The organism is Amaricoccus macauensis (genome assembly GCF_014201905.1).
Classification (GTDB): Bacteria; Pseudomonadota; Alphaproteobacteria; order Rhodobacterales; family Rhodobacteraceae; genus Amaricoccus; species Amaricoccus macauensis.
The window spans coordinates 355,373-375,839 of the sequence record NZ_JACHFM010000002.1 but is presented as its reverse complement, the minus strand read 5'-3'; the positions used below and the strand labels follow the sequence as shown (position 1 = coordinate 375,839).

Annotated in this window: 25 protein-coding genes; 9 read left to right on the top strand and 16 right to left on the bottom strand. The window is 68.0% G+C overall.

The window, feature by feature from the left end; translation table 11 throughout:
• The first annotated feature begins 54 nt into the window (after nt 1-54).
• The gene (gene msrB, locus HNP73_RS09370) at nt 55-462 is read left to right on the top strand and encodes a peptide-methionine (R)-S-oxide reductase MsrB (RefSeq protein ID WP_184148404.1); all 408 of its coding nucleotides are present in this window, start codon (nt 55-57) and stop codon (nt 460-462) included.
• A gap of 7 nt (nt 463-469) precedes the next feature.
• On the opposite strand, the gene HNP73_RS09365 is transcribed toward msrB, so the two are convergent.
• A complete protein-coding gene (locus HNP73_RS09365; RefSeq protein ID WP_184148403.1) occupies nt 470-1,342 on the bottom strand; it encodes a LysR family transcriptional regulator in 873 nt (290 codons plus the stop codon).
• 122 nt (nt 1,343-1,464) lie between these two features.
• On the opposite strand from HNP73_RS09365, the gene HNP73_RS09360 reads away from it, so the two are divergent.
• Nucleotides 1,465-1,665, top strand: coding sequence for a DUF1127 domain-containing protein (locus HNP73_RS09360; RefSeq protein ID WP_184148402.1), 201 nt, complete (start codon nt 1,465-1,467; stop codon nt 1,663-1,665).
• Nucleotides 1,666-1,717: 52 nt separating this feature from the next.
• Here HNP73_RS09360 and thpR read toward each other — a convergent pair whose 3' ends face one another.
• Together thpR and HNP73_RS09350 are read right to left on the bottom strand one after the other, a co-directional pair.
• Nucleotides 1,718-2,257: an RNA 2',3'-cyclic phosphodiesterase gene (gene thpR, locus HNP73_RS09355; RefSeq protein ID WP_184148401.1), complete on the bottom strand. Its 540-nt coding sequence runs from the start codon at nt 2,255-2,257 to the stop codon at nt 1,718-1,720.
• Entirely contained in the window at nt 2,254-2,913 is a 660-nt protein-coding gene (locus HNP73_RS09350; protein WP_184148400.1) for an arylesterase, read from the bottom strand. Before HNP73_RS09350 ends, thpR begins: the two co-directional genes overlap by 4 nt.
• A gap of 220 nt (nt 2,914-3,133) precedes the next feature.
• Here HNP73_RS09350 and HNP73_RS09345 point away from each other — a divergent pair, with 220 nt between their 5' ends.
• Both HNP73_RS09345 and aat read left to right on the top strand, forming a co-directional pair.
• The gene (locus tag HNP73_RS09345; RefSeq protein WP_184148399.1) at nt 3,134-3,898 is read left to right on the top strand and encodes a Bax inhibitor-1/YccA family protein; all 765 of its coding nucleotides are present in this window, start codon (nt 3,134-3,136) and stop codon (nt 3,896-3,898) included.
• Between the two features lie 140 nt (nt 3,899-4,038).
• Complete coding sequence (gene aat / locus HNP73_RS09340) at nt 4,039-4,695, top strand: leucyl/phenylalanyl-tRNA--protein transferase (RefSeq protein WP_184148398.1); 657 nt, start codon at nt 4,039-4,041, stop codon at nt 4,693-4,695.
• Here the strand turns inward: aat and HNP73_RS09335 are convergent.
• From HNP73_RS09335 to HNP73_RS09300, 8 genes are all read right to left on the bottom strand, one after another.
• Complete coding sequence (locus HNP73_RS09335) at nt 4,659-5,042, bottom strand: DUF2155 domain-containing protein (RefSeq protein WP_184148397.1); 384 nt, start codon at nt 5,040-5,042, stop codon at nt 4,659-4,661. The two genes, aat and HNP73_RS09335, sit on opposite strands and share 37 nt — an antisense overlap.
• Nucleotides 5,039-5,488, bottom strand: a complete 450-nt coding sequence (mlaD, locus tag HNP73_RS09330) for an outer membrane lipid asymmetry maintenance protein MlaD (RefSeq protein WP_184148396.1) — start codon at nt 5,486-5,488, stop codon at nt 5,039-5,041. The genes HNP73_RS09335 and mlaD overlap by 4 nt, the downstream gene beginning before the upstream one ends.
• Before the next feature lie 31 nt (nt 5,489-5,519).
• Nucleotides 5,520-5,900 carry an NADH:ubiquinone oxidoreductase subunit NDUFA12 gene (locus HNP73_RS09325; RefSeq protein WP_184148395.1) on the bottom strand — a complete coding sequence of 127 codons (381 nt, stop codon included), beginning with the start codon at nt 5,898-5,900 and terminating at the stop codon, nt 5,520-5,522.
• Nucleotides 5,901-5,985: 85 nt separating this feature from the next.
• Complete coding sequence (locus HNP73_RS09320) at nt 5,986-7,170, bottom strand: vWA domain-containing protein (protein WP_184148394.1); 1,185 nt, start codon at nt 7,168-7,170, stop codon at nt 5,986-5,988.
• A complete protein-coding gene (locus tag HNP73_RS09315) occupies nt 7,170-7,340 on the bottom strand; it encodes a hypothetical protein (protein ID WP_184148393.1) in 171 nt (56 codons plus the stop codon). The genes HNP73_RS09320 and HNP73_RS09315 overlap by 1 nt, the downstream gene beginning before the upstream one ends.
• Nucleotides 7,341-7,353: 13 nt before the next feature.
• Nucleotides 7,354-8,622, bottom strand: coding sequence for a DUF2927 domain-containing protein (locus HNP73_RS09310; protein ID WP_184148392.1), 1,269 nt, complete (start codon nt 8,620-8,622; stop codon nt 7,354-7,356).
• A 130-nt stretch (nt 8,623-8,752) separates the two neighbouring features.
• Nucleotides 8,753-9,058 carry a hypothetical protein gene (locus tag HNP73_RS09305; protein WP_184148391.1) on the bottom strand — a complete coding sequence of 102 codons (306 nt, stop codon included), beginning with the start codon at nt 9,056-9,058 and terminating at the stop codon, nt 8,753-8,755.
• A gap of 78 nt (nt 9,059-9,136) precedes the next feature.
• Nucleotides 9,137-9,979 (bottom strand): AAA family ATPase, encoded by an 843-nt coding sequence (locus tag HNP73_RS09300; protein ID WP_184148390.1) that lies wholly within the window; start codon nt 9,977-9,979, stop codon nt 9,137-9,139.
• A gap of 201 nt (nt 9,980-10,180) precedes the next feature.
• Here HNP73_RS09300 and dksA point away from each other — a divergent pair, with 201 nt between their 5' ends.
• A complete protein-coding gene (dksA, locus tag HNP73_RS09295; protein WP_184148389.1) occupies nt 10,181-10,603 on the top strand; it encodes an RNA polymerase-binding protein DksA in 423 nt (140 codons plus the stop codon).
• 65 nt (nt 10,604-10,668) lie between these two features.
• Here dksA and HNP73_RS09290 read toward each other — a convergent pair whose 3' ends face one another.
• Nucleotides 10,669-11,103: a hypothetical protein gene (locus HNP73_RS09290; RefSeq protein ID WP_184148388.1), complete on the bottom strand. Its 435-nt coding sequence runs from the start codon at nt 11,101-11,103 to the stop codon at nt 10,669-10,671.
• Nucleotides 11,104-11,273: 170 nt separating this feature from the next.
• Here HNP73_RS09290 and HNP73_RS09285 point away from each other — a divergent pair, with 170 nt between their 5' ends.
• A complete protein-coding gene (locus HNP73_RS09285; RefSeq protein WP_343063243.1) occupies nt 11,274-12,044 on the top strand; it encodes a thermonuclease family protein in 771 nt (256 codons plus the stop codon).
• A gap of 114 nt (nt 12,045-12,158) precedes the next feature.
• Nucleotides 12,159-13,316: a hypothetical protein gene (locus HNP73_RS09280; RefSeq protein ID WP_184148387.1), complete on the top strand. Its 1,158-nt coding sequence runs from the start codon at nt 12,159-12,161 to the stop codon at nt 13,314-13,316.
• Between the two features lie 66 nt (nt 13,317-13,382).
• Here the strand turns inward: HNP73_RS09280 and HNP73_RS09275 are convergent, their stop codons facing one another.
• Complete coding sequence (locus HNP73_RS09275) at nt 13,383-15,113, bottom strand: FAD-binding protein (protein ID WP_184148386.1); 1,731 nt, start codon at nt 15,111-15,113, stop codon at nt 13,383-13,385.
• Between the two features lie 121 nt (nt 15,114-15,234).
• Nucleotides 15,235-16,560 carry an ATP-binding protein gene (locus tag HNP73_RS09270; protein ID WP_184148385.1) on the bottom strand — a complete coding sequence of 442 codons (1,326 nt, stop codon included), beginning with the start codon at nt 16,558-16,560 and terminating at the stop codon, nt 15,235-15,237.
• Here HNP73_RS09270 and HNP73_RS09265 point away from each other — a divergent pair.
• Complete coding sequence (locus tag HNP73_RS09265) at nt 16,559-17,512, top strand: MBL fold metallo-hydrolase (protein WP_184148384.1); 954 nt, start codon at nt 16,559-16,561, stop codon at nt 17,510-17,512. The genes HNP73_RS09270 and HNP73_RS09265 overlap by 2 nt on opposite strands.
• A gap of 28 nt (nt 17,513-17,540) precedes the next feature.
• On the opposite strand, the gene ygfZ is transcribed toward HNP73_RS09265, so the two are convergent.
• On the bottom strand, nt 17,541-18,326 hold the full coding sequence (ygfZ, locus tag HNP73_RS09260; protein WP_184148383.1) for a CAF17-like 4Fe-4S cluster assembly/insertion protein YgfZ: 786 nt from the start codon (nt 18,324-18,326) through the stop codon (nt 17,541-17,543).
• Nucleotides 18,327-18,462: 136 nt separating this feature from the next.
• Here ygfZ and HNP73_RS09255 point away from each other — a divergent pair, with 136 nt between their 5' ends.
• Nucleotides 18,463-20,013, top strand: a complete 1,551-nt coding sequence (locus HNP73_RS09255) for a Ppx/GppA family phosphatase (RefSeq protein ID WP_184148382.1) — start codon at nt 18,463-18,465, stop codon at nt 20,011-20,013.
• 32 nt (nt 20,014-20,045) lie between these two features.
• Here the strand turns inward: HNP73_RS09255 and HNP73_RS09250 are convergent, their stop codons facing one another.
• Complete coding sequence (locus tag HNP73_RS09250) at nt 20,046-20,444, bottom strand: protease inhibitor I42 family protein (protein ID WP_184148381.1); 399 nt, start codon at nt 20,442-20,444, stop codon at nt 20,046-20,048.
• Nucleotides 20,445-20,467 lie beyond the last annotated feature (23 nt).

Below are 20,467 nucleotides of genomic sequence, written 5' to 3'. Positions count from 1 at the left end.
AGCGCCGGAACACCCCCATATCCCGGATCGACAGCGGAACGAGGAGGCTCGCCCATGGGCTACAAGGTCACGCACAGCGATGAGGAGTGGCGCCGGATCCTGACGCCGGAGCAGTTCGCGGTGATGCGCGGGCACGGCACCGAGCGGCCGGGGAGCTGTGCGCTGCTGCACGAGAAGCGGCAGGGCACGTTTTCCTGCGCCGGGTGCGGCACGCCGCTTTTCCGGTCGAACCTGAAGTTCGAAAGCGGCACCGGCTGGCCGAGCTTCAACGAGCCGGTGGAGGGATCGGTCGAGACCGACACCGACGAGAGCCACGGCATGGTCCGCACCGAGGTCCACTGCGCCACCTGCGGCAGCCACCTCGGACACGTCTTCCCGGACGGGCCGCCGCCGACACACCTGCGCTATTGCATCAACGGCGTGGCGCTCGACTTCCAGCCGGCGGAGGCGTCGGCGAAGTGAGCCTGCCCTACTCCGCCGCAAGGCTCTCCGCGACACCGTAGGACTGGCGCAGGAAGCCTGCGAGCCGTTCGGCAAGGACGGCCCGCGGGCCCGGCGCGATATACATGTTGACCCGGTGATCCGGGAGCTGCGGCAGCGCGCCGCAGTGGCGGATCGCCTCGCAGCGCGCTGGCACGGCGCTCTCGAGCTGGACGCTGACCGCGAGGTCGGCGGCAACGGTCGCGTCGATCGCGGCGGTGGAGATCGAGTCGACCGCGAACTCCCAGGGGATGCCAGCCGCCTCCATCGCATCGAGCGCCGGCCGCTTGAAGACGCAGTGGGCGCAGGAGGCAAAACGCAGCGGCCGCGCACGCCATGCCTGTCCGCCCGGAGCACCGACCCAGACCAGCGGCTCTCGCCGCAGTGTCTCGCCGCCGGCGTCGACCGTCGCCTCGGTCGTCAGGATGAGATCCATGTCGCCACGGGCCAGCATGTCCTTCAGTCCGCTGGTATAGAGCGAGTGGAGTTGCAGCTTCACCCGCGGATACTCGGCCGCGAAGCGCTGCAGCACCACGGGAACGTGCGGGAAGATGATGTCGTGCGGCACGCCGAAGTCGAGTGTTCCCTCGAAGGCCGGGTGGGTGAGACGGCCCCACGCCTCGTCATTCAGGGCCAGCAACCGACGGGCGTAGGCCAGGAGCTGCTCGCCCTGCGCGGTGAGCGCGATGGTGCGCGCCGAGCGATCAAGGAGCGAGAGGCCGAGCGTCTCCTCAAGGCGCTTCAGCTGCATCGAGACCGCGGACTGGGTGAGGTTCAGTTGCGACGCGGCGCGTGTGACGCCGCCCGCGTCGGCGACGGCCGCGAACGAGCGCAGGGCAGTCAGATCGAGCTGGCGGGGCATATCAGAATCCTTGATGGATCGTCGCACAAATCATCGTTTTCGTTTTAGCGTGGATCGACCTACACATCAAGCACGGTGATACCTCAGCCGCGATCCTAAACATACCATGATGGAGCGATCCAATGTCTGCCCTCACGCTCACGCGCCCTGTCCGTACTGCCCGGCCGCGCCTGACGGCGCGTGGACTGGTGAAAGCCGTCGTGACCCTCGACGCCCGGTACAGGGCGCGGGTCCAGCTCGCCGAACTCGACGATCGCATGTTGCGCGACATGGGGTTGACGCGCGCCGACGTGGCGGAAGAGCTGCGCCGCCCGCTCGTCTGACGGCACCGGAGATCGGGCGGGGACGGCTGACGCCCCCTCGCCTCCCCCCAACCTAACCCAACGTGTACCGGGCGAGCTCGTCATAGATCGAGCCGCCCGGGCTGAGCCACGATCGGTAGAGACAAAAGTCCTCCACGAGGAACGGCTCGGAGCGATAGGCGATGCGCGCCGCGACGGCTGCCTCGAGCCGCGCCCGGTCGGCAAAGCGCTCCGGCAGGCGCGCAAGCGTCACGTGCGGGGCATACCGGCGGCCAGCGACAACCACACCGGCGCTGCGCGCGGCGGTCTCCACCTTCGCTTGCAGCTGGAGGAGCGGCGCGCTCGGCACGGCCTCGGCATGCACGCTGCGCGCCTTCGCGCCTCCGAACATGTCGAGACCAGCGAGCGCCAGATCGAACGGCGGCACCCGCACCTTGCTGAAAGCGGCGTCGACATCGGCAAGCGTCGGCTCGGGGATCTCGCCCAGAAAGACCAGCGTCAGGTGCAGGTTCTCCGGCGGCAAGGGGCGCGGCAATGGCAGGCCCGACTGCACCAGCATCAGATCAAAGCGCAGGGCTTCCGGCAGCGACAGGGCCGCGAAGGCGCGGATCATCGCTCGCGCACCGCTCTGACGCGCGCGGCGAGTTCGCGCACCTTCGGGCCGATGGCGGCGACATTGGCACGCACGCCGTCCGCGTTCGGATGAATGCCGTCCGGCTGCATCATCCGGCGAACCGCGAGGAATCCCCTTCCACTCATCCCGCCGAGAAACGAGGGCACGAATATCGCGTCATGCTCCTGCGCGATCGTGCGGAATGTTTCGAGGTATGTGGCCCGATCCTCGCGCCGCCAGGTCGGCGGCGCCGGCAGACCGGCAAGGAGGGCGGGCAGGCCTTCGCCGCTCACCTCCCCCAGGATCGCGTCGAGGTTGGAAAACATCCGCGACGCCGAAAGGCCGCGCAGCAGATCGTTGGCGCCGAGAGCCAGAAGCACCGCGTCGGGGCGCGTCTGGTCCAGCACCGGCGCAATGCGCTCGCGGCCCTCCGCAGTGGTCTCCCCCGGGACGCCGGCGTTCAGCACCACCACGTCGGTCGCGCCGTGGGCGTGGAGCCAGGCCTCGAGCTGCGGAACGAAGCCATCTTCCCTCGCCACGCCGGAGCCATAGGTAAGCGAGTCGCCGAAGGCGAGGATGCGCACCTCCGCGATCGCGGGAGCCATCGCGAGCGACGACAATAGGACAAAGAGAACCCGAAGCCCGATGTGGCGCATTCCGTTACTCCAGTTGGCCGACCAACTTCTCCGCTCCCGCGGCCATGGTCAACATGGCGAGAGGCAACGGAGGCCTGATGACAGATGACGAGATTGTTGCGATATTATTGGCTTGAGCGGGGTGTCGGTTGGTTGAAAACTGACCTCCCGTCGCCAATATCAAGGGACTTCCGCCCGGGTCTCAAATCCGGCGGACCCAGAGGGCTAACGGAGGGAATCAATGGCCGACTACGGGACTGTTCGTCGAGCCGGTGCCGGCACCGCCACCGCTGCGATCGACGAGGGCCTGCGCGCACACATGAACAAGGTCTACGGCCTGATGGCCGTGGGCATGATCATCACCGGCCTTGTCGCCTACGTGGTGGGCACCGATTTCGCCCGGGCCGTTGCCGGTGAGCCGACCAATATCCTGCCGGTCGGGCTGCTGCAGGCGATGTTCACCTCACCGCTGAAGTGGGTGGTGATGTTCGCGCCGCTCGCGGTGGTCTTCGCCTTCTCGGCGGGCATCAACCGCATGTCCGAGGGCGTGGCGCAGGGCGTCTTCTGGCTGTTCGCCGCGCTCATGGGCCTCTCGATCTCGTGGATCTTCTCGGTCTTCACCGGGATGTCGATCGCGCAGGTGTTCTTCGTCACGGCGATCGCCTTCGCGGGCCTGAGCCTGTGGGGCTACACCACGAAGAAGGACATCTCCGGGTGGGGTTCGTTCCTCATCATGGGCGTGATCGGGCTTATCGTCGCGTCGCTCGTGAACATCTGGCTGGCGTCGTCGGCGGTGACCTTCGCGGTTTCCGCGCTCGGCGTGCTGATCTTCGCGGGCCTGACGGCCTATGACACGCAGAACATCAAGAACACCTATCTGCAGCTCCGCGCTGCCGAGGGTCAGGAGTTCCTGGGCAAGGCGGCCATCATGGGCGCGCTCCAGCTCTACCTCGACTTCATCAACATGTTCATGATGCTGCTGCAGCTCTTCGGCAACCGGGAGTAACCCGGCCCGACCGAAAACACGGCTACGGCGAGGCCCCGGCGACCTGAGTGGTCGCCGGGGCCTCGTCTTTTCGCGGGCATCCCTGTGATCGACGCCAAGTTCATTTGACAGCCACCACCACCCGACGGCATCTCTCGCCCATGCGTGACGATAGCCTGACCGACCAGATTACCGCCGACCTCCTGATGCGAGCCTATGCCGCCGGGATCTTTCCAATGGCGGAATCGGCTGACTCCGATGAATTGCACTGGATCGATCCGCACCAGCGCGGGATCCTGCCGCTGGAGGCGATGCATGTCTCGCGGCGGCTGGCGCGAAGTTTTCTCGCCGGGGGGTTCGAGATCGTCGTCGACGGTGACTTCGAGGAGACCGTGAGGGCCTGTGCCGACCGGTCGGAGACCTGGATCAACCCGCCAATCATCCGGCTCTACGACGAGCTGCACCGAAGGGGGTTTGCCCATTCGGTCGAGATCCGGGTGCGGGGCGAACTCGCGGGCGGGCTCTACGGTGTGTCGCTCGGCGGCGCGTTCTTTGGCGAGAGCATGTTCAGCCGGATGCGCGACGCGTCAAAGTTCGCGCTGGTCGCGCTGGTCGCGCGACTCCGGGCGGGAGGGTACCAGCTCCTCGATACCCAGTTCGTCACGACCCATCTCGCGTCACTCGGCGCGATCGAGATCCCCCGCCGGGACTATCACCGGCGGCTGAAGGCGGCGCTGATGCGGCCGGGAGATTTCCTCGCGCTGTCGCGGACGGCGACCCGTCAGGACATGCTGCAGCTCACCACCCAGACGTCATAGCGCGGGTGGTCGAGCGCGGAGAGCGCGGGGGAAGAAGCGAACATCCAGCCGGAGAAGCGCGGTGCCGTGTCGCGCACGTCGCGGATGCGCAGGAACGCCTCCGCGTCGCCCTTGGGGTCGTCGCGCGGCACCCGGCAGGCCTCGGCCTCAATCTCCAGCTGCCCGAAGCTCAGGGTCTCGCCAACGCGGACCTCGAGGTCGCGGGAGATGCCGTTCAGGTTGTCGAGGCCGCGCAGGTGGATGACCCCGGCCGCTACCGTCACCTCCGGATTGGTCACCTCGCCAGCCGAAAGCGCCGCCCCGGCTGGGCCGGCGGTGAGCGCCAGCGCAAGCAGCGCGCGGATCATTGGTTGCTGCCGCCTCCGGCGAACTTCATGAGCAGGTTCAGCAGGCTGACCGACCCTTGGGTATTCAGGATCTGATCACCCGAAACGAACTCGGTCTCCGAGGCGCCTGGCGTCAGCTCGACGAAATTGCCGCCGAGCAAACCCTCGGACGAGATCTTCACGTCCGAATCGTCGGGCAGCTTGACGGTGTTCTGCACCGAGAAGGTGGCGTCCGCCTCGAATGTCTGCGGGTCGAGGGCAAGATGCGTCACCGAGCCGACCTTGATGCCGGCGAGCCGCACGTCGGTCCCGACTCCGATCCCCTCGGCGCTGCGGAACTTCGCGGTGAGCGGGTAGCTCCCGCCGGTTACCGATGTGCCCCGCACCTGTCCGGCATAGACAACGAAACCCGCCGCCGTCGCCAGCACAACCGCTCCGATCACGGCCTCTGCTACGCTGTTCGCCATTCGAAATCGTCCTTCCTGCCTGACCGCGCCGCTATTGCGGCGTCCAGGCGTCGTAGTCGGCGTGCACCCTCGGCCCGCCGGCGGGAGCAAGCAGGCTGCCCGGCGGACGGTAGGCGAGCGCGGTGCCCGTCATGTTCGGCCGGTGCGGCTTCTCCCAGGCCTGCCTCGGCAGCGGCGCCTCGGTCGGGGGCTGCTGCCACGTGAAGTGGAGCCAGCCATGCCACTCGGCACTGATTTCACTGGCCTCGGGCTCGCCCTTGAAGATGACCCAGCGCCGGCTGCCGTCGGCATTCTGGTAGTAGACGTTCCCGGCCGCGTCCTCGCCGACGCGCTTGCCGAAGCGCCAGGTGAAGAGTTCAGTCCCAATCGTCGGGCCGTTCCACCAGGTCAGGAGCTTGAGCAGGAATTTCATACGAGGGTCTCGCCTCCGCCACGATCAGCCCGTTATGGCGCATGCCGCCGGAAGGGTCCAGTCTCTCGCGGACGCAGCACGTTCCTCAGCGCGCGAGTTCCCGGATGCCCTCGTCGAGACCTGCGAGCGTCATCGGATACATCCGGCCGCCGAAGATCGTGGCGATCATCTCGACGGAGGGCGAGTATCCCCAGGCCGGCATCGGGCTCGGGTTGATCCAGATGGCGTGCGGCCAGGCCGCGACAACGCGACGCAGCCACGTCTCGCCCGACTCGGCGTTCCAGTGCTCGTTTGCGCCGCCCGGATGGGTGATCTCGTACGGTGACATGGCCGCGTCCCCGACACAGATCACCCGGTAATCCGGGCCATACGTGTGCAGGAGATCGGCCGTCGGGGTCTGGGCGTCCCAGCGGCGGCGGTTGTCCTTCCAGACCCCTTCGTAGATGCAGTTGTGGAAGTAGAAGTGATCGAGGTGGCGAAACTCGGTCCGCGCCGCGGAGAACAGCTCTTCCACCAGCCGGACATGCGGGTCCATCGAGCCGCCGATGTCGAGGAAGAGCAGCACCTTCACCGCGTTGCGCCGCTCGGGGCGGGTCACGACGTCGAGCCAGCCCTGTTCCGCTGTCTTGCGGATCGTCGCACCGAGGTCGAGTTCGTCGGGCGATCCCTCTCGCGCCCATCGGCGCAGACGGCGCAGCGCGACCTTGATGTTGCGGGTGCCGATTTCCACATCGTCGTCGAGGTTGCGGAACTCGCGCCGGTCCCAGACCTTCACCGCGCGCCGGTGGCGACTTTCGTCCTGGCCGATCCGCACGCCTTCGGGGTTGTAGCCATAGGCGCCGAAGGGCGAGGTGCCGCCGGTGCCGATCCACTTCGAGCCACCCTGATGCCGGCCCTGCTGCTCCCGCAGCCGCTGGGCGAGGGTCTCCATCAGCTTCTCGAAGCCGCCCATCGCCGCAATCTCGGCCTGCTCCTCGGGGGTGAGATGCTTCTCGACGAGCTTTCTCAGCCATTCGGACGGCAGTGAGGTCACCGAGACGAGCGCCTCGACGGTGATGAGTTCGAGACCGGAGAAGATCTGACCGAACACCCGGTCGAAACGGTCGATGTGGCGTTCGTCCTTCACGAGCGCGGTTCGGGCGAGGTAGTAGAAGGTCTCCGGCTCGTACCGCGCAATGCCCGCATCCAGCGCGGCAAGGAGATCGAGATATTCGCGCAGCGACACTGGGACCCCCGCCCCGCGCAGCGCGGCGAAGAACCGGACAAACATCAGAACAGGCCGAAGGCGCCGCCCAGCACGCTCACCGTGAGGGCGAGGAGGACGAACAGGATGCCGTGCGCCGCGGCGTACTGCAGCTGATCAAGCCGGTCGCCGCCACGACGGGCGGCACGCAGGGCGCCGAAAACCGCGCCTATGAGGAAAAAGATGAGGAGGAGCACGGGAGACGAAGCTTCACTTCTGTTCAAGGCGCTGGAGCGCGGCGAGCTGCGCCTGCTCGCGGGCAAGCGCACCATCTGTGTCCCCAAAGCCATAACGCGCCCATTGCAGGCTGTCGAGGCGGGTCTGCCGCGCGGCATCCGCCTTGCCGAGAGCCACTTGCGCCTCGGCCTTCACCGACAGCAGCCCGGCGATCAGGATGGCGTTCTGCGCCTTGGCCGCCATGGGCACATGCCGGTCGGCGAGCCTGATTGCCAGATCGTATTGCGCGGTTCCGAGCGCGAGCGCGGCGAGATGCACCCCGGCCTGCGCGGTTCGCACGTCCTTCGGCCCGAGGCGGCGCTCGAAGAGGTTGTAGGCCTCGGTAAAGTGCTGCACCGCCGCGGCGGGGTCCTGACGCAGGCTGAGGCGGCCAAGGGTGAGGAGCGCGACGCCAAACCGGTGATCGACAGGGCGCATCTCGGCAGCGATCTGTGCGGCCATCTTCGCCGCGCCGAGCCGGCGTTCGCGCGAGACGCCGCGGTCGAGTGCTGTCTCGAGCGCGGTGGCGAACGCTTTTGACTCCGGCGCCCGGTCGGTGCGAGGGAGGCCCCTGCCCTTCGGGTTCACCCGGTCGAGGACCTTCTCGAGCCGGGACGCGACCTCGGACCGGCTCATGCCCGAGCGGAACTCGGGCTGGTAGAGGGTGCGCAGCATCAGCATGTCGAACGGCGTCGCCATGCCGTGAAAGTTGTCATCGTTCCAGATCGAGTCCGGCAACCGGTAGAGGTCGTTCGCCGGGCCGAGGGCCTGGGTCACCTCCTCGTTCAGGCAATCCCGCAGGTCTTGCGGCGTGGTGTCAGGCGGCAGGAAGATCGCCGCGCGCCGCAGGGTCTTCTGCTCGGACCAGCGCACCCGCGGCCGGTCACGATCGCGCATGAAGTCCGCCCAGTTCCGCTCTTCCGGCACGATGAAGCAGGCCGCAGTGGGAAAGACCCGGGCGATTTCGGCCGCCGGCACCGCCTCGATGCGGATCTGTGCCGCATCCGGATCATCGGTCTCGGCGATATCGATGCCCGCCTCGACCCGGATTCGGCCCAGCACCGCCGCGAGGTCCGGAGCATAGGGCGCGAGCGCGGGCGAACCCATGTAGACGCGCACCGGCGTCTCATAGCGCAGGATCGCCGGCAGCGTCTCGCCGCTCTCGAGTTGGAATGTGAGATCGAGGAAGTCCTGCCCGAGGTCGAGATTGGACCGGGCAACGCCCCGGGGCAGCGTGACGGTGCCGAAGCGGACCGAACTCACGCCCTCAAGGGGTGGCGCCGTTGCGCAGGCAGTGAGCGCAACGGCGAGCAACAGGCCAGCGCCGGCCCGAACCGTACGGCGGCGGACGGCGCGCCTCACCGGGCGCGCGCCACGCCGCCGGCGGGCGCGATCAACGCCGCAGGCGCCGAACGTTCAGCCGGGTCTTGGCGCTGTACGGCCGCAGGGCGGCGGAAGCGATGCGCACCGGTTCGGCCCCGGCGGCCGCGGCGACAACCGCCCGCTCCATGGCCGTCGCAAAGGCCGTCGCCTTCTCGAGCACCATGCCGGCCGCCTCGGGGCCGGTCATCACACCCTGCGCCATGCGCATGCAGCGCCGCGTGATGATCTCGGCCGAGGCGACGCACATCTGTCCGTAGGCAAGCGAGAAGTCCATCCAGGCCCTTGCCGCCTGGAACTGAGTATGGGCTGAAATCATGGAACTCTTCCTGGGGATGTTGCACTGCACAATAGCAGGACGCCCAACCATTGTCACGCGCCAAGAAGAGTTGTCGGCTCATCCTCGCCGACTCCGTGCCATAAATGCCAGCCGCTCGAAAAGATGAACATCCTGCTCATTCTTGAGCAGTGCACCATGCAACCTGGGCAGCGCCGTCGTCGGATCCGCGCGCAGATCCTCCGGCGAAAGGTCCTCGGCGAGCAGCAGCTTCAACCAGTCGAGGACCTCCGAGGTGGAGGGCTTCTTCTTCAGGCCCGGGGTCTCGCGAATCTCGAAGAACTGAGTGAGCGCCGTGTGGACCAGCCGCGGCTTCAGCCCCGGGAAATGCACCTCGACGATGCGCTTCAGCGTCTCCTCGTCGGGAAAGCGGATGTAATGGAAGAAGCAGCGCCGCAGGAAGGCATCGGGCAGCTCCTTCTCGTTGTTCGAGGTAATGACGACGACCGGGCGCCGGGTCGCCCGGACCGTCTCGCCGGTCTCGTAGACGAAGAACTCCATGCGATCGAGTTCCTGCAGGAGGTCGTTCGGAAACTCGATGTCGGCCTTGTCGATCTCGTCGATCAGCAGAACCACCCGCTCCTCGCTCGCGAAGGCGCGCCAGAGCGGACCCGGGCGGATGTAGTTTCTGACATCATGCACGCGCTCGTCGCCGAGCTGGCTGTCGCGGAGCCGGCTGACCGCGTCGTATTCGTAGAGGCCCTGCGCCGCCTTGGTGGTGGATTTCACGTTCCACTCGAGCAGCGGCAGACCGAGCGCCGCCGCCACCTGGCGGGCGAGTTCGGTCTTGCCCGTACCGGGCTCCCCCTTGACCAGAAGCGGCCGTTCGAGCGTGATTGCAGCGTTCACCGCGACGGTGAGGTCCGGCGTCGCCACATAGTCCGCCGTGCCCTGAAATCTCATTGAAAGCTTTCTGTCCGTTGGCCGGTTTTCGCGCGGAGCCTAGCAGGGCGATGCGCGTTAGCAAGGTGGGATATCTTTACGTGACAAGGGGGTAGAAAGGCTATATCGGGTGCCCAGCGAAACGTTCGGGGCCAAATGAAGTCGTCGCAGACCATTGGGCGACGGCTTTGGGACCGCGAGTAGATCGAGGTGCGAGAGTCCATGAAGGCCGAGACCAAGTTCGATATCGAGTACGTTCCCTCTGAAGACGAACCCTTCATGACCCCCCGACAGCTGGACTACTTTCGCCGCAAGCTCCTCGCCTGGAAAGCCTCAATCCTCGCCGAGAGCAAGGGCACGATAGAGCACATGCAGGAAGGCTCTCGCAACATCCCCGACATTGCCGATCGCGCCTCCGAGGAGACCGATCGCGCGCTTGAACTTCGCACGCGCGACCGCCAGCGCAAGGTGGTCTCGAAGATCGACGCCGCCCTGCGCCGCATCGATGAAGGCACCTACGGCTACTGCGAGGAGACCGGCGAGCCGATCTCGCTGAAGCGTCTCGATGCCCGCCCGATCGCGACGCTTTCGCTGGAGGCGCAGGAGCGTCACGAGCGGAAGGAACGTGTCCACCGCGACGACTGACCGCGACGACTGACGGGGCACCCCGGCGCGATCCACGCAGAGCGGGGTCCTCCCGCCGCTCTGCTTCAGCTGGTGATCGGCGGGCCGCAACTGACAGGCTGATCGCCGACGCCGGTCATCTCTTGCGTCATCGTCGTGTCCTGACCCTCCAGTGTCTCGATGATCAGGATTTCCGATCCGAGTCGCGTGTGGCGGAAGCAGGACGGCGTCTGTCCTTCCCAATGGAAGCAATAGAGCGGCGCGTGATAGTCCCACGTGCCCTGCATGCAGGTTCCGTCGTAGAGTTGCAGCACCACGGCGTTCGTTCCCGGGAAGTAGTGTTCGTACGCCCAGAGTTCCCCGTTGAAGCGGTAGGTGAGGGTCCGTCCCATCGCCATGTCGCGCCACTCCTCCACCGGAATGTCCCTTGCCTGAGCAAGGCGGTCCACCGTCCCGGGCTGGGACGCCGCCGGCAGCAACATGATGGCGGCAAGGAGCATGGCGAGATCGGAACGGCGCATGGGCTTGGATCCGGGGCGACTGCTTCAGGTCCGCAACCATAGCCCCGCCCCCCTTCCGGTGCCAGAGCCGGCCGCGTTCGATGTGAACCGTCGCTCAGCGGGCTTCCCGCGGCGGTGTTAACCGGATATTCGGACGCGCCGGCTCGAATGACCGAGTGACGGAGGCAAATGTGGCGCGACTGCGATTTCCGGCTCTGGCGGCGCTTCTGCTGCTGGCGCTGATCGACACGCGCGCGTCGACCGCTCCTGCCCTGCCCTCGCTGAACCGGTTCCCGCAGCCACGCCCGGCCGAGGCAACGCTGAGCGGAATTGCCACGGTGACTGACGGCGACACGATGCGGATCGGCGCGACCCGGATCCGGCTCTTCGGTGTCGATGCGCCCGAAGCTCACCAGCGGTGCCTGGACGCCGCCGGGCGCGACTGGGCCTGCGGCACCGTCGCCGCCGAGCGACTGAAGTCCCTGGTGGCCCAGCGGGTGGTCGTCTGCAATCCGCAGGATACCGATCGCTACGGCAGGACCGTGGCCAGTTGCTCCGTGGACGGGCGCGACCTCGGGGCAACCATCGTCTCGGAAGGACTCGCGCGCGCCTATGAGCGCTACAGCGACCGCTACCTCGGCGATGAGGCCGGGGCCCGCGCGTCCGGCCTTGGCCTCTGGCAGGCCGACAGCGAAGCGCCATGGGACTGGCGCCGCGACCGAAGTAAAGTTCGCACCATTGCCACCACCCCGGTTTCCCCGATCGACGACACGCCGACAACCGGCAATGAATGCATGATCAAGGGGAACATCAGCCGCGACGGACGCAAGCTTTACCACACGCCGGACATGGCCTCATGGTCGCGAACCAGAATCGATTTCGATCGGGGCGAACGGCTTTTCTGCGACGAGGCTGCGGCATTGGCCGCCGGCTGGGTACCCGCTTCGGGACGCGGCAGATAATCCCTGTCATACCCGACTGAGCAAAAGATTCGTGACGACCAATCAAAGGGTTGTCGTATCGCGACGAATCCCGCACCCTGTGGCTTACTAATCCCCAGATGAGTGGAGACCCCAATGACCAACGTTCGCGTTTGGCTCAGCCACGATGGTTATACCGATCCCGACGACAACCTCGCCCAGCTCGTGGGCGCGGCGCAGGCACGAGCAGTTGCGAAATCAGACTCGCATGTGAAAATCGGCGGTTTTGTTTATGGCGACACAATCGACGGGGGGCAGTTCAAGATGCTGCACCCCTTCAAGCCGGTTCCCGGCCATTTTGCCTATGATCCCCGATATCAGGAGGACTGGCGAAATGCCATGGGAGCAGGGAACTACGAGTTCCATGCCAAGTACGGCGCCGCTGCGATCAGGCAACTGGCGCCGGGATGGGACCAGTACGACTTGCTGAAGGCGGATGCTGGGGGGCAGCGCGCCTGGAACTTCGATGCCAACACTCGTGGCGAACTGACTGCGGCGAGCCGCGAGCTTGCTGACGACATCGTCGCCGCCATCGGCAAGGGAGGTGTCGCCGAACCGAACGAGGTGGTGGTCTACAGCGCCGGCGGTGGGGCCAACGTCGCGGCCGAGTCGATCGGCTATCTGCTCAACCGCGGCTTCGCGGCGAGCGAGATCCGCGAGCATTTCGCCGTTGTCCAGCACGGCAACTCCAACTGGTGGCAGAACCAGGAGGACGAGGCGCGCGACATCACCCGGACCTACACGATTGCGCTCTCCGAGCAGGACCCCAACTCCTACGCCAACGGAGACCCCGCGCCGGGGCTCAAGTGGCTGGTGCGTCAGGACGTCTGGCTCGACGGCGCGCGCTTCGGCGAAAGCTTCCGCAAGGCGGCGGCGGTTGCGCAGGGCCTCGAGGCGTTTCAGGGGCTGACGCCCGGCAAGAGCTTCCGGCCGACGACCGACGGGTCCGACGCGGGCAGTCACGCCTTTGCGGTGGACGTCGATGCACTTCTCAACGCGTGGGATGTGCGCCTCAAGACCGGATGGAACCTCCCCAACCTGCCCAACACCCAGCATCTCATCAAGGGAGACGGGCAGTTTGCACTGCGGGTGATGTATGACGAATTCGACTGGCTGGACGCCCGCCGGCTGATGAACGGCAGCAGCAACAACAACAGATCGACCAGTGCCGACGACGACCGCTCGCCGGCTTCGGCAGCATACGACGACGCGGATCACCACGTCGGCGCGCTTTCGCACTGGGACTGGGGCTGACGCGCCGGGCTCCCGACCCGACACAAGCCGACAGCGACGCGCCCCGAGGGGCGCGCCGCAACACGATCAGGCGGCGGCCTGCGCCACGCTGGCGGCGTGGCGTGCGGCGCGCCAGCCGAAGACCATCGCCGGGCCGATCGTCGTGCCGGGTCCAGGATAGGTACCGCGAAAGATCGAGCTCGCATCATTGCCGCAGGCATAGAGCCCTTCGATCCGCTGGCCCTCCGCGTCGAGGACGCCGGCGTTCGCGTCGATCCTGAGACCGCCACTTCCGGCGAGGTCCATCGGCACAACGCGCAGCGCATAGTACGGGCCGGCGCCGATCGGGCCGATGCAGGGGTTCTTCGTCCCCGCGTCCGGATCACCGTTGAAGCGGTTCATCACCGACGTGCCCCGACCAAAATCGGCATCGACGCCGGTCCCTGCGAAGCGGTTGTTGGCCGCGACCTCCTCGGCGAGCGCGGCACCATCGACGCCGATCGCCGCCGCCAGAGCCGGGATCGTCGTCGCCGACTTCAGATATCCCTTCCGGAGCAGCCGGCCGAGCCCGCGACCGCCCGGCAGCACCAGCCCGAGGCCATAGCGCCGGATGAAGCTGTCATCGACCACGAGCCACGCCTCGGAAAGGCCGGCGCGGACCATGCCGCTGCAGAAGTCATGATAGCTGTCGGACTCGTTGACGAAGCGGCGCCCGTCGCGGCCGACGGCGATGAGCCCCGGCTTCGCCCGGTCGAGCAGGATGTGCGGCCAGATCGACGGCGTGTCGGTGCCGTTCGGCAGCAACGAGCACGGCATCCAGAGCGCGGGGCTGTCGCACCCGTCGTCGAGGCCAGCGGCGAGACGCTCCGTCGCGAGGCTGATGCCATCGCCGGTGTTGGCGCGTGGCGACTGCGAAAGCTTGCTGATCTCTTGCGGGAACAGCCGGCCGCGCAACGACTCGCTCCAGCCGATGCCGCCGGTGGCAAGCACCACGCCGCGGCGGGCACGAACCCGGCGCGGGCCGGTCGGTGTCGTGATCACTGCGCCGATCACCCGGTCGCCGTCGCGGACGAAATCTGCGATCGGGCTGTCAAACCAGACCGGCACGTTGCGCTGGCGCAGGCTGTAGTAGAGCCGGCCGACGAGGGCGTTGCCCATGAGGAGCCGGGTGCCACGGCGGTTGCCGAGCCGTGCCCTGGCATGGCCGAGCACCATGCGGAGCGTGGTCTTGAGGTTCGCAACGCTGGCGAGCGGGTTCAGGAGCGCCGTGAGTTCGGCACGGCCGACCATCATGCCGCCAAGCCCCATGAAGACATCGCGGGGCGGACGGACCCGGACGAAGTCGGCGCCGAGGCGGCTGCCGTCGAACTCGACCGGGGCGAGTGCCCGTCCACCGAATGCCGCGCCCGGGCCATCGAGATAGTCGGGGTGCGCCGCGGATGCGGCAAAGAGGACCTCGGAATTCTTCTGGAGATCGTCGATCGCCGCAGGCCCGGAGGCAAGGAAAGCAGCGCGGAGCTCGTCGCCGCCACGGTTGCCCACCACGTGCTGCAGGAAGCGCGCGGCGTCCTCGGCGCTGTCTGGCACTCCGATGTCCCGGCTGAGCTGGCTCCCCGGCACCCAGGTGGTGCCGCCCGAAGTGGCGGTCGTGCCGCCGACCATGTCGGTCTTCTCGCATAGGAGCACCGAGAGGCCGGCGATCGCCCCGCTCAGAGCCGCAGTCATGCCGCCGGCACCGGCGCCGACTACCAGCAGGTCCACAGTCTCGTCGAACTGCTCCGTTTCCGGCGCGCCAGCGTCCGGCGTCTGCCTCTCCATGGGTTTCCTCCCCTTCGGCGTTTGCTTCTGACGCGGGGGAATCATCCCACGTCCCGGGCAGACACTGCCACATCCGGGGCATTATTGGAATAGAATTCCAAACAAGAACCCAATTTCATTTTTAGCGAGGCAATCGCAGGATCGCTCGTAGCCCCCCCAGTTCGAGACTGTCACCGAGTTCGAGCGAGCCGCCATGGCTGCGCGCCACGTCGAGCGCGATCGAAAGGCCAAGGCCCACATTGCCGTCGCTCGGCGTTCGCGCCTCGTCGAGCCGGGCGAAGGGTTGCAGCGCCCGTCCCCGGTCAGCTTCGGCAATCCCGGGGCCGTCGTCCTCGACGATGAAACTGACGGTGCGGGGCGCCAGCCGGACCGTGATCAGCACCTCGCTGCCATGGCGGGCACCGTTGCCGACCAGGTTGCTCAAGGCTCGCCCGACCGCACCGGCGCGCATGGGGATCATGGTGCCAGATGGCACGTCGACGGCTTCGAGACGAACCTGCCTGCCCTCCCGCCGCGCCGCCTCGACGACGGCCGCGGCGAGCGAGACCGGATCGGCCGGCGCGGTCGTCTCAAGGCCGTCGCCACGAGCAAAGGCGAGGAAGGCGCCAAGCATCCGCTCCATCTGGTCCACGTCCTGCGACAGATCGCGGGTCTCCTCGCAGTCATCCATCATTGCCAGCGTGAGCTTCATGCGGGTGAGCGGCGAGCGCAGGTCGTGGCTCACTCCCGAGAGCATCTGCGTGCGCTGTTCGATCTGGCGTTCGAGCCGGGCGCGCATGGAGAGGAACGCCGCGCCCGCCCGTCGCACTTCCTCCGCGCCGGTGGGACGAAACGGTACCGAGCGGCCCTTGCCGAACTCGTCCGACGCCTCCGCGAGGGCGCGGATCGGCCGGACCTGGTTGCGCAGGAAAATGACGGCGACCAGCGAAAGGATGATGGCCGCGAGGATCATCAGCACAAGCAACTGGTGCGGGTTCGCCACCGAAAGCCGGTCACGTGGGACCTCCACATGCAGCGCGCCGAGCCGGGTGCCGATTTCCAGCACGGCGGCACGGGAATCGGAGAAGTCGATGGCCACCGGCTCGACGATGGCTTCCCGAAACGTCTCGGCAATCACCGCTCCGGTGAAGTCGAAGAAGTCGCGGCGCACCCCCGGCGTCACCCCCTTCCCCGGCTCGAAGCGCATGGCGAGGCCGAGCGGCCGCGCCAGCGCTACGAGGCGAAGCTCGGCCTCCGCCGGTGTGTCCGACGAGTCGAGCTGGGCCGTCGCATAGGCGAGCATGTAGGCGACGCTGCGCGACATCTGCTCGCTGACCCTGAGGTAGTGCCGCTGGAAGAACACGAGCCCGACCACGAGTTGCAGCACGACGATCGGCACAAGTAGAATGGCGAGGGCGCGGCCGAACAGGCTGCGCGGCAGGAAGCGTCGGAGGGACGAGAAGGCCATGGTCGGGACGCTACCACGCACGCCGGGCGCACCGCGAGGCCCGTTCGATCTGTCGCACGCGCCACCCATCGGCGTTGCCGAACACCTCGCGCCGGGACTGCGGGTCGTGACCGCGCCGAACGGCGGACCGATGACCTTCACCGGAACCCGAAGCTACGTCGTGGGCGAGCGCGAGGTGGCGGTGATCGATCCCGGGCCGGACGATCCCCGGCATCTCGACGCCCTCGCCGCCGCCATCGCGGGCGAGCGTGTCGCCGCGGTGCTCGTCACCCACTCCCATCTCGACCACAGCGCCGGCGCCGCCGCCTTCGCCGCACGGGTCGGCGCGCCGGTCTTGGCCCACGGCGACCCGGCGGGCGCGAGATCCCTCACGATGGCCGCGCTCACGTCGCAGGGTGCCATCGGTGGCGGCGAAGGGATCGACGTGACGTTCCGTCCGGACGAGCGGATCGGCGAGGGAACGACGCTCGCAGGTCCCGGCTGGACCCTCACGGCGATACCGACGCCGGGCCACACCGCGGACCACCTGAGCTTTGCCTGGAAGGAAGCCGGCGCGCTCTTTTCCGGCGACCACCTGATGGGGTGGGCGACGACGCTCATTTCGCCCCCGGACGGCGACCTCGGCATGTTCCGCACGAGTGTCCTGCGGGTGCTCGAGCGCAGGGACTCCACCCTCTACCCCGGTCACGGTGCGCCGGTCGCAGACCCGGAGGCTCTCGCGCGCCATGTGCTGGCGCACCGTGACGGGCGCGAAGCGCAGATCGTCGCGGCGCTGGCGGGCGGGCCGGCGAGCCCGGCGGCGCTGGTCGCCGGGCTCTATGCCGACGTCGATCCTCGGCTGCATCCGGCCGCGGCGCGGAACGTGCTCGCGCATCTCATCGACCTGATGGAACGCGGGCTGGTGACGCCGGAAGGCCCGGCCGGAGCCACGGCAATCTGGCACCTCGCGTGAGGCCGCGGCGGCTCCCCGGCCGACAGCGCTAGCTGTCGGCACGCACCACGCGGGCGGTCCCGGCCGACAGTTCGCCCTGGGCGCGGTCGAACCGCAGGTGTGCGAGGCCCTGACCGTCCGCCACGGAGAAGAGCGTCCCGGCGGGCTTGCCGGCGGCGAGGATCTCGGTCCCCGGCGGCGGCGGCGCGCCCTCGACGCGCACCGCGACCAGTCCCTTGCGAAGCTCGGTCTTGTGCTTCATCCGCGCCGTCACTTCCTGCCCGACATAGCAGCCCTTGCGGAAGTCGACGCCGCCCAGCCGCTCGAAGCCCATCTCGAGGATGTAACTCTCGTCCGGCCGCAGCTCGACACCGGTCTCGGGTACCGCGAGCGCCACGCGCTTCGCCTCGTGGACCAGCGGATCGAGCGGCTCGATGCCCGCGAGGAAACCGGCGGCATCCTCCACATAGCCGCGCCAGCCGAGGCCCGGATCCCGCGGGTCGGCAAGCGCGCCGACGGGCGGCGCGCCCTCGCCGACGACGACCATGCGCGGATCGGTCGCAATCGCCACCTTCGCGCGCAGCTTGTACATGCCGAGCCGTTGCCGGAGCGCCGCCGCGCGGTCGGCCTTCACATCGAGGAGCACACCGTCACCGTCCGCCACCAGCAGGAAGTCGAAGAGATATTTCCCCTGCGGAGAGAGCAGCGCGGCGTAAACCGGCCCCTGATCGAGCCGGCGCACATCGTTCGACACCAGCCCCTGCAGGAACTCGCGGGTCTCCGGCCCGGACACCCGGAGCAGGGCACGGTCGGTCGCCTGGAAGCCTCTGGTCATCATGCATCTCCTCCGCAGGCTCGACATAGTCCGGGAACCCTGACGCTGCCAGAACGATTCACCAATGGACGCGGGGCCGTGCGCCGGTCACGATGGGAGCGCCTGGCGCGAGAACAGCAATCCGGGGAGCAAAGCCATGCCACGCGCGCCGATCCGGCCGGCGGAATCCGAGCCTCGCATCATCGAGATCGACACCGACCGGGTGCTCGGCCGCGAGCAACGGCATTTCGGGGTGATCGACATCGGCTCGAACTCCATGCGGCTCGTGGTCTATGACGACCTGTCCCGCACGCCGTTCGCCCGCTTCAACGAGAAATCGTTCGTGGCACTCGGCCGCGGGCTGGGGGACGACGGCCGCTTCACGGATGACGCCATCGAGCGGGCGCTCCGGGCGGTCAGGCGGTTCGATGCGATCCGCCGGGCGATGGGGGTCGACCGGGTGCATGTGCTCGCCACGGAGGCGACGCGCAGGGCCCTGAACGGCGGCGAGCTCGTGGCGGCGATCCGCGAGGCGACCGGGCTCGAGACACAGATCCTGTCGGGCGACGAGGAAGCCACCTACGCCGCGCTCGGCGTCATTTCCGGGTTCTACCAGCCGAAGGGGCTGGCGGGTGACATGGGCGGCGGCAGCCTCGAAGTTGCGGAGGTGCTGGGCGACCGGGTGGGCGAGCGCAAGGTCTCGATGCCGCTCGGCGCGCTGCCGGTTCGCGCCCTGATGACCGAAGGGCTCGATGTGGCGAAGGCGCGGGTCGATGCGATCCTGAAGGAAAGCCTGCCGCCGCTCCTGACCGAGCCCACGTTCTTCGCGATCGGCGGCGGCTGGCGCGGGCTCGCGCGGGTGCACATCGCCGAGACGGCGGCGCCGGTCGCGGTGGTGCACAACCACGAGATCCCGGTCGACGAGGCGCGGGCGCTGGCGAAGCGGATCGCCCGCATGACCCCGGAGGAAGTGGCCGCACTTCCCGACGCGCCGAGCCGGCGGACCGACACGCTCGCCGCCGCCGCGCTCGTGCTCTGGCGCGTGCTGAAAATCCTGAAGCCGGAGCGGGTGGTGTTCTCGGTCTTCGGCCTGCGCGAGGGCTGGCTCTATGCCCAGCTCGACGACGAGGAGCAGTACCGCGACCCGTTGCTCGAAGGCGCGCAGGCGATCGGCCTGCCGCTGGCGCGGGTGCCGGCGTTCTCGGCGGCGCTCGGGCGGTTCACCGACGATCTCTTCCCCGCGGAGCCGCAAGCCGGTCGGCGGGTGCGGCTTGCGGTCTGTGCGCTGACCGATCTGGCGTGGCGAGACCACGAGAAGGTCCGGGCGATGGAGAGCTTCCGCCGCCTGCTGCAGTTTCCCTTCGTCGGCCTCTCGCACCCGGAACGCGCGTTCATGGCAGTGGCGATCATGGCGCGCTACGGCGGCGAAGTGGACGACACCGTCAAGGCGGTGGTGCGCGACCTGCTGGCGCCGTCGGACCTGCGCCGGGCGGAAATCCTCGGACGGGTCCTTCTGCTCGGTCACCGCGTCTCGGCGAGCGTGCCTGAAATCCTCGATCAGGTCCGGGTGCGCATCGGCACCGACGCGGTCCGCCTCGAAGTCCGCCCGGGCGTCCGGGTGCCCGACAGCGACGCCGTGCAGTCCCGCTTGCGGCAGCTTGCGAAGGTCGCCGGCGTGCCGGGGGCGGAAATCGTGATGGTCAAGTGAGCCCCCTTCCCTCATGAAGTCGCGAGCCGGGGTCAGCGGGTGACGCTCACCGTCAGATCGTAGCGCAGCACGCCGTCCGGCTGCGTCTCCCAGTGCCGTCGGTAGACGAACGTCAGAACCGTCGTTCCCGGCGCGCGGCCCGCCCATGCGAAGCAGGCCGGCAACCGGGCGTTGACCGGCGTGTCGCCGCGCTCAGCGGCGCACTGCGCGCCCTGTGGCTCAAGGACGGCCGGGTCCGCAGGACGCGCTTCCCATGCATAGCCCGGACGGTCCGCCGCCGGCAGGACGACGAGCAGCGGCTCACCGACGGCGAGCGTGGCGCTGCCGGTCTGGATCCCGCTCGCGGTCTGGGGAAAGTCGGGAGTGACGACGCCCGCCATTGCCGGGCAGGCGACGATGAGAAACGCAGCGAGGGCGGCGCGGCGACGCATCAGGGAAGTCTAACAGAAGTCCC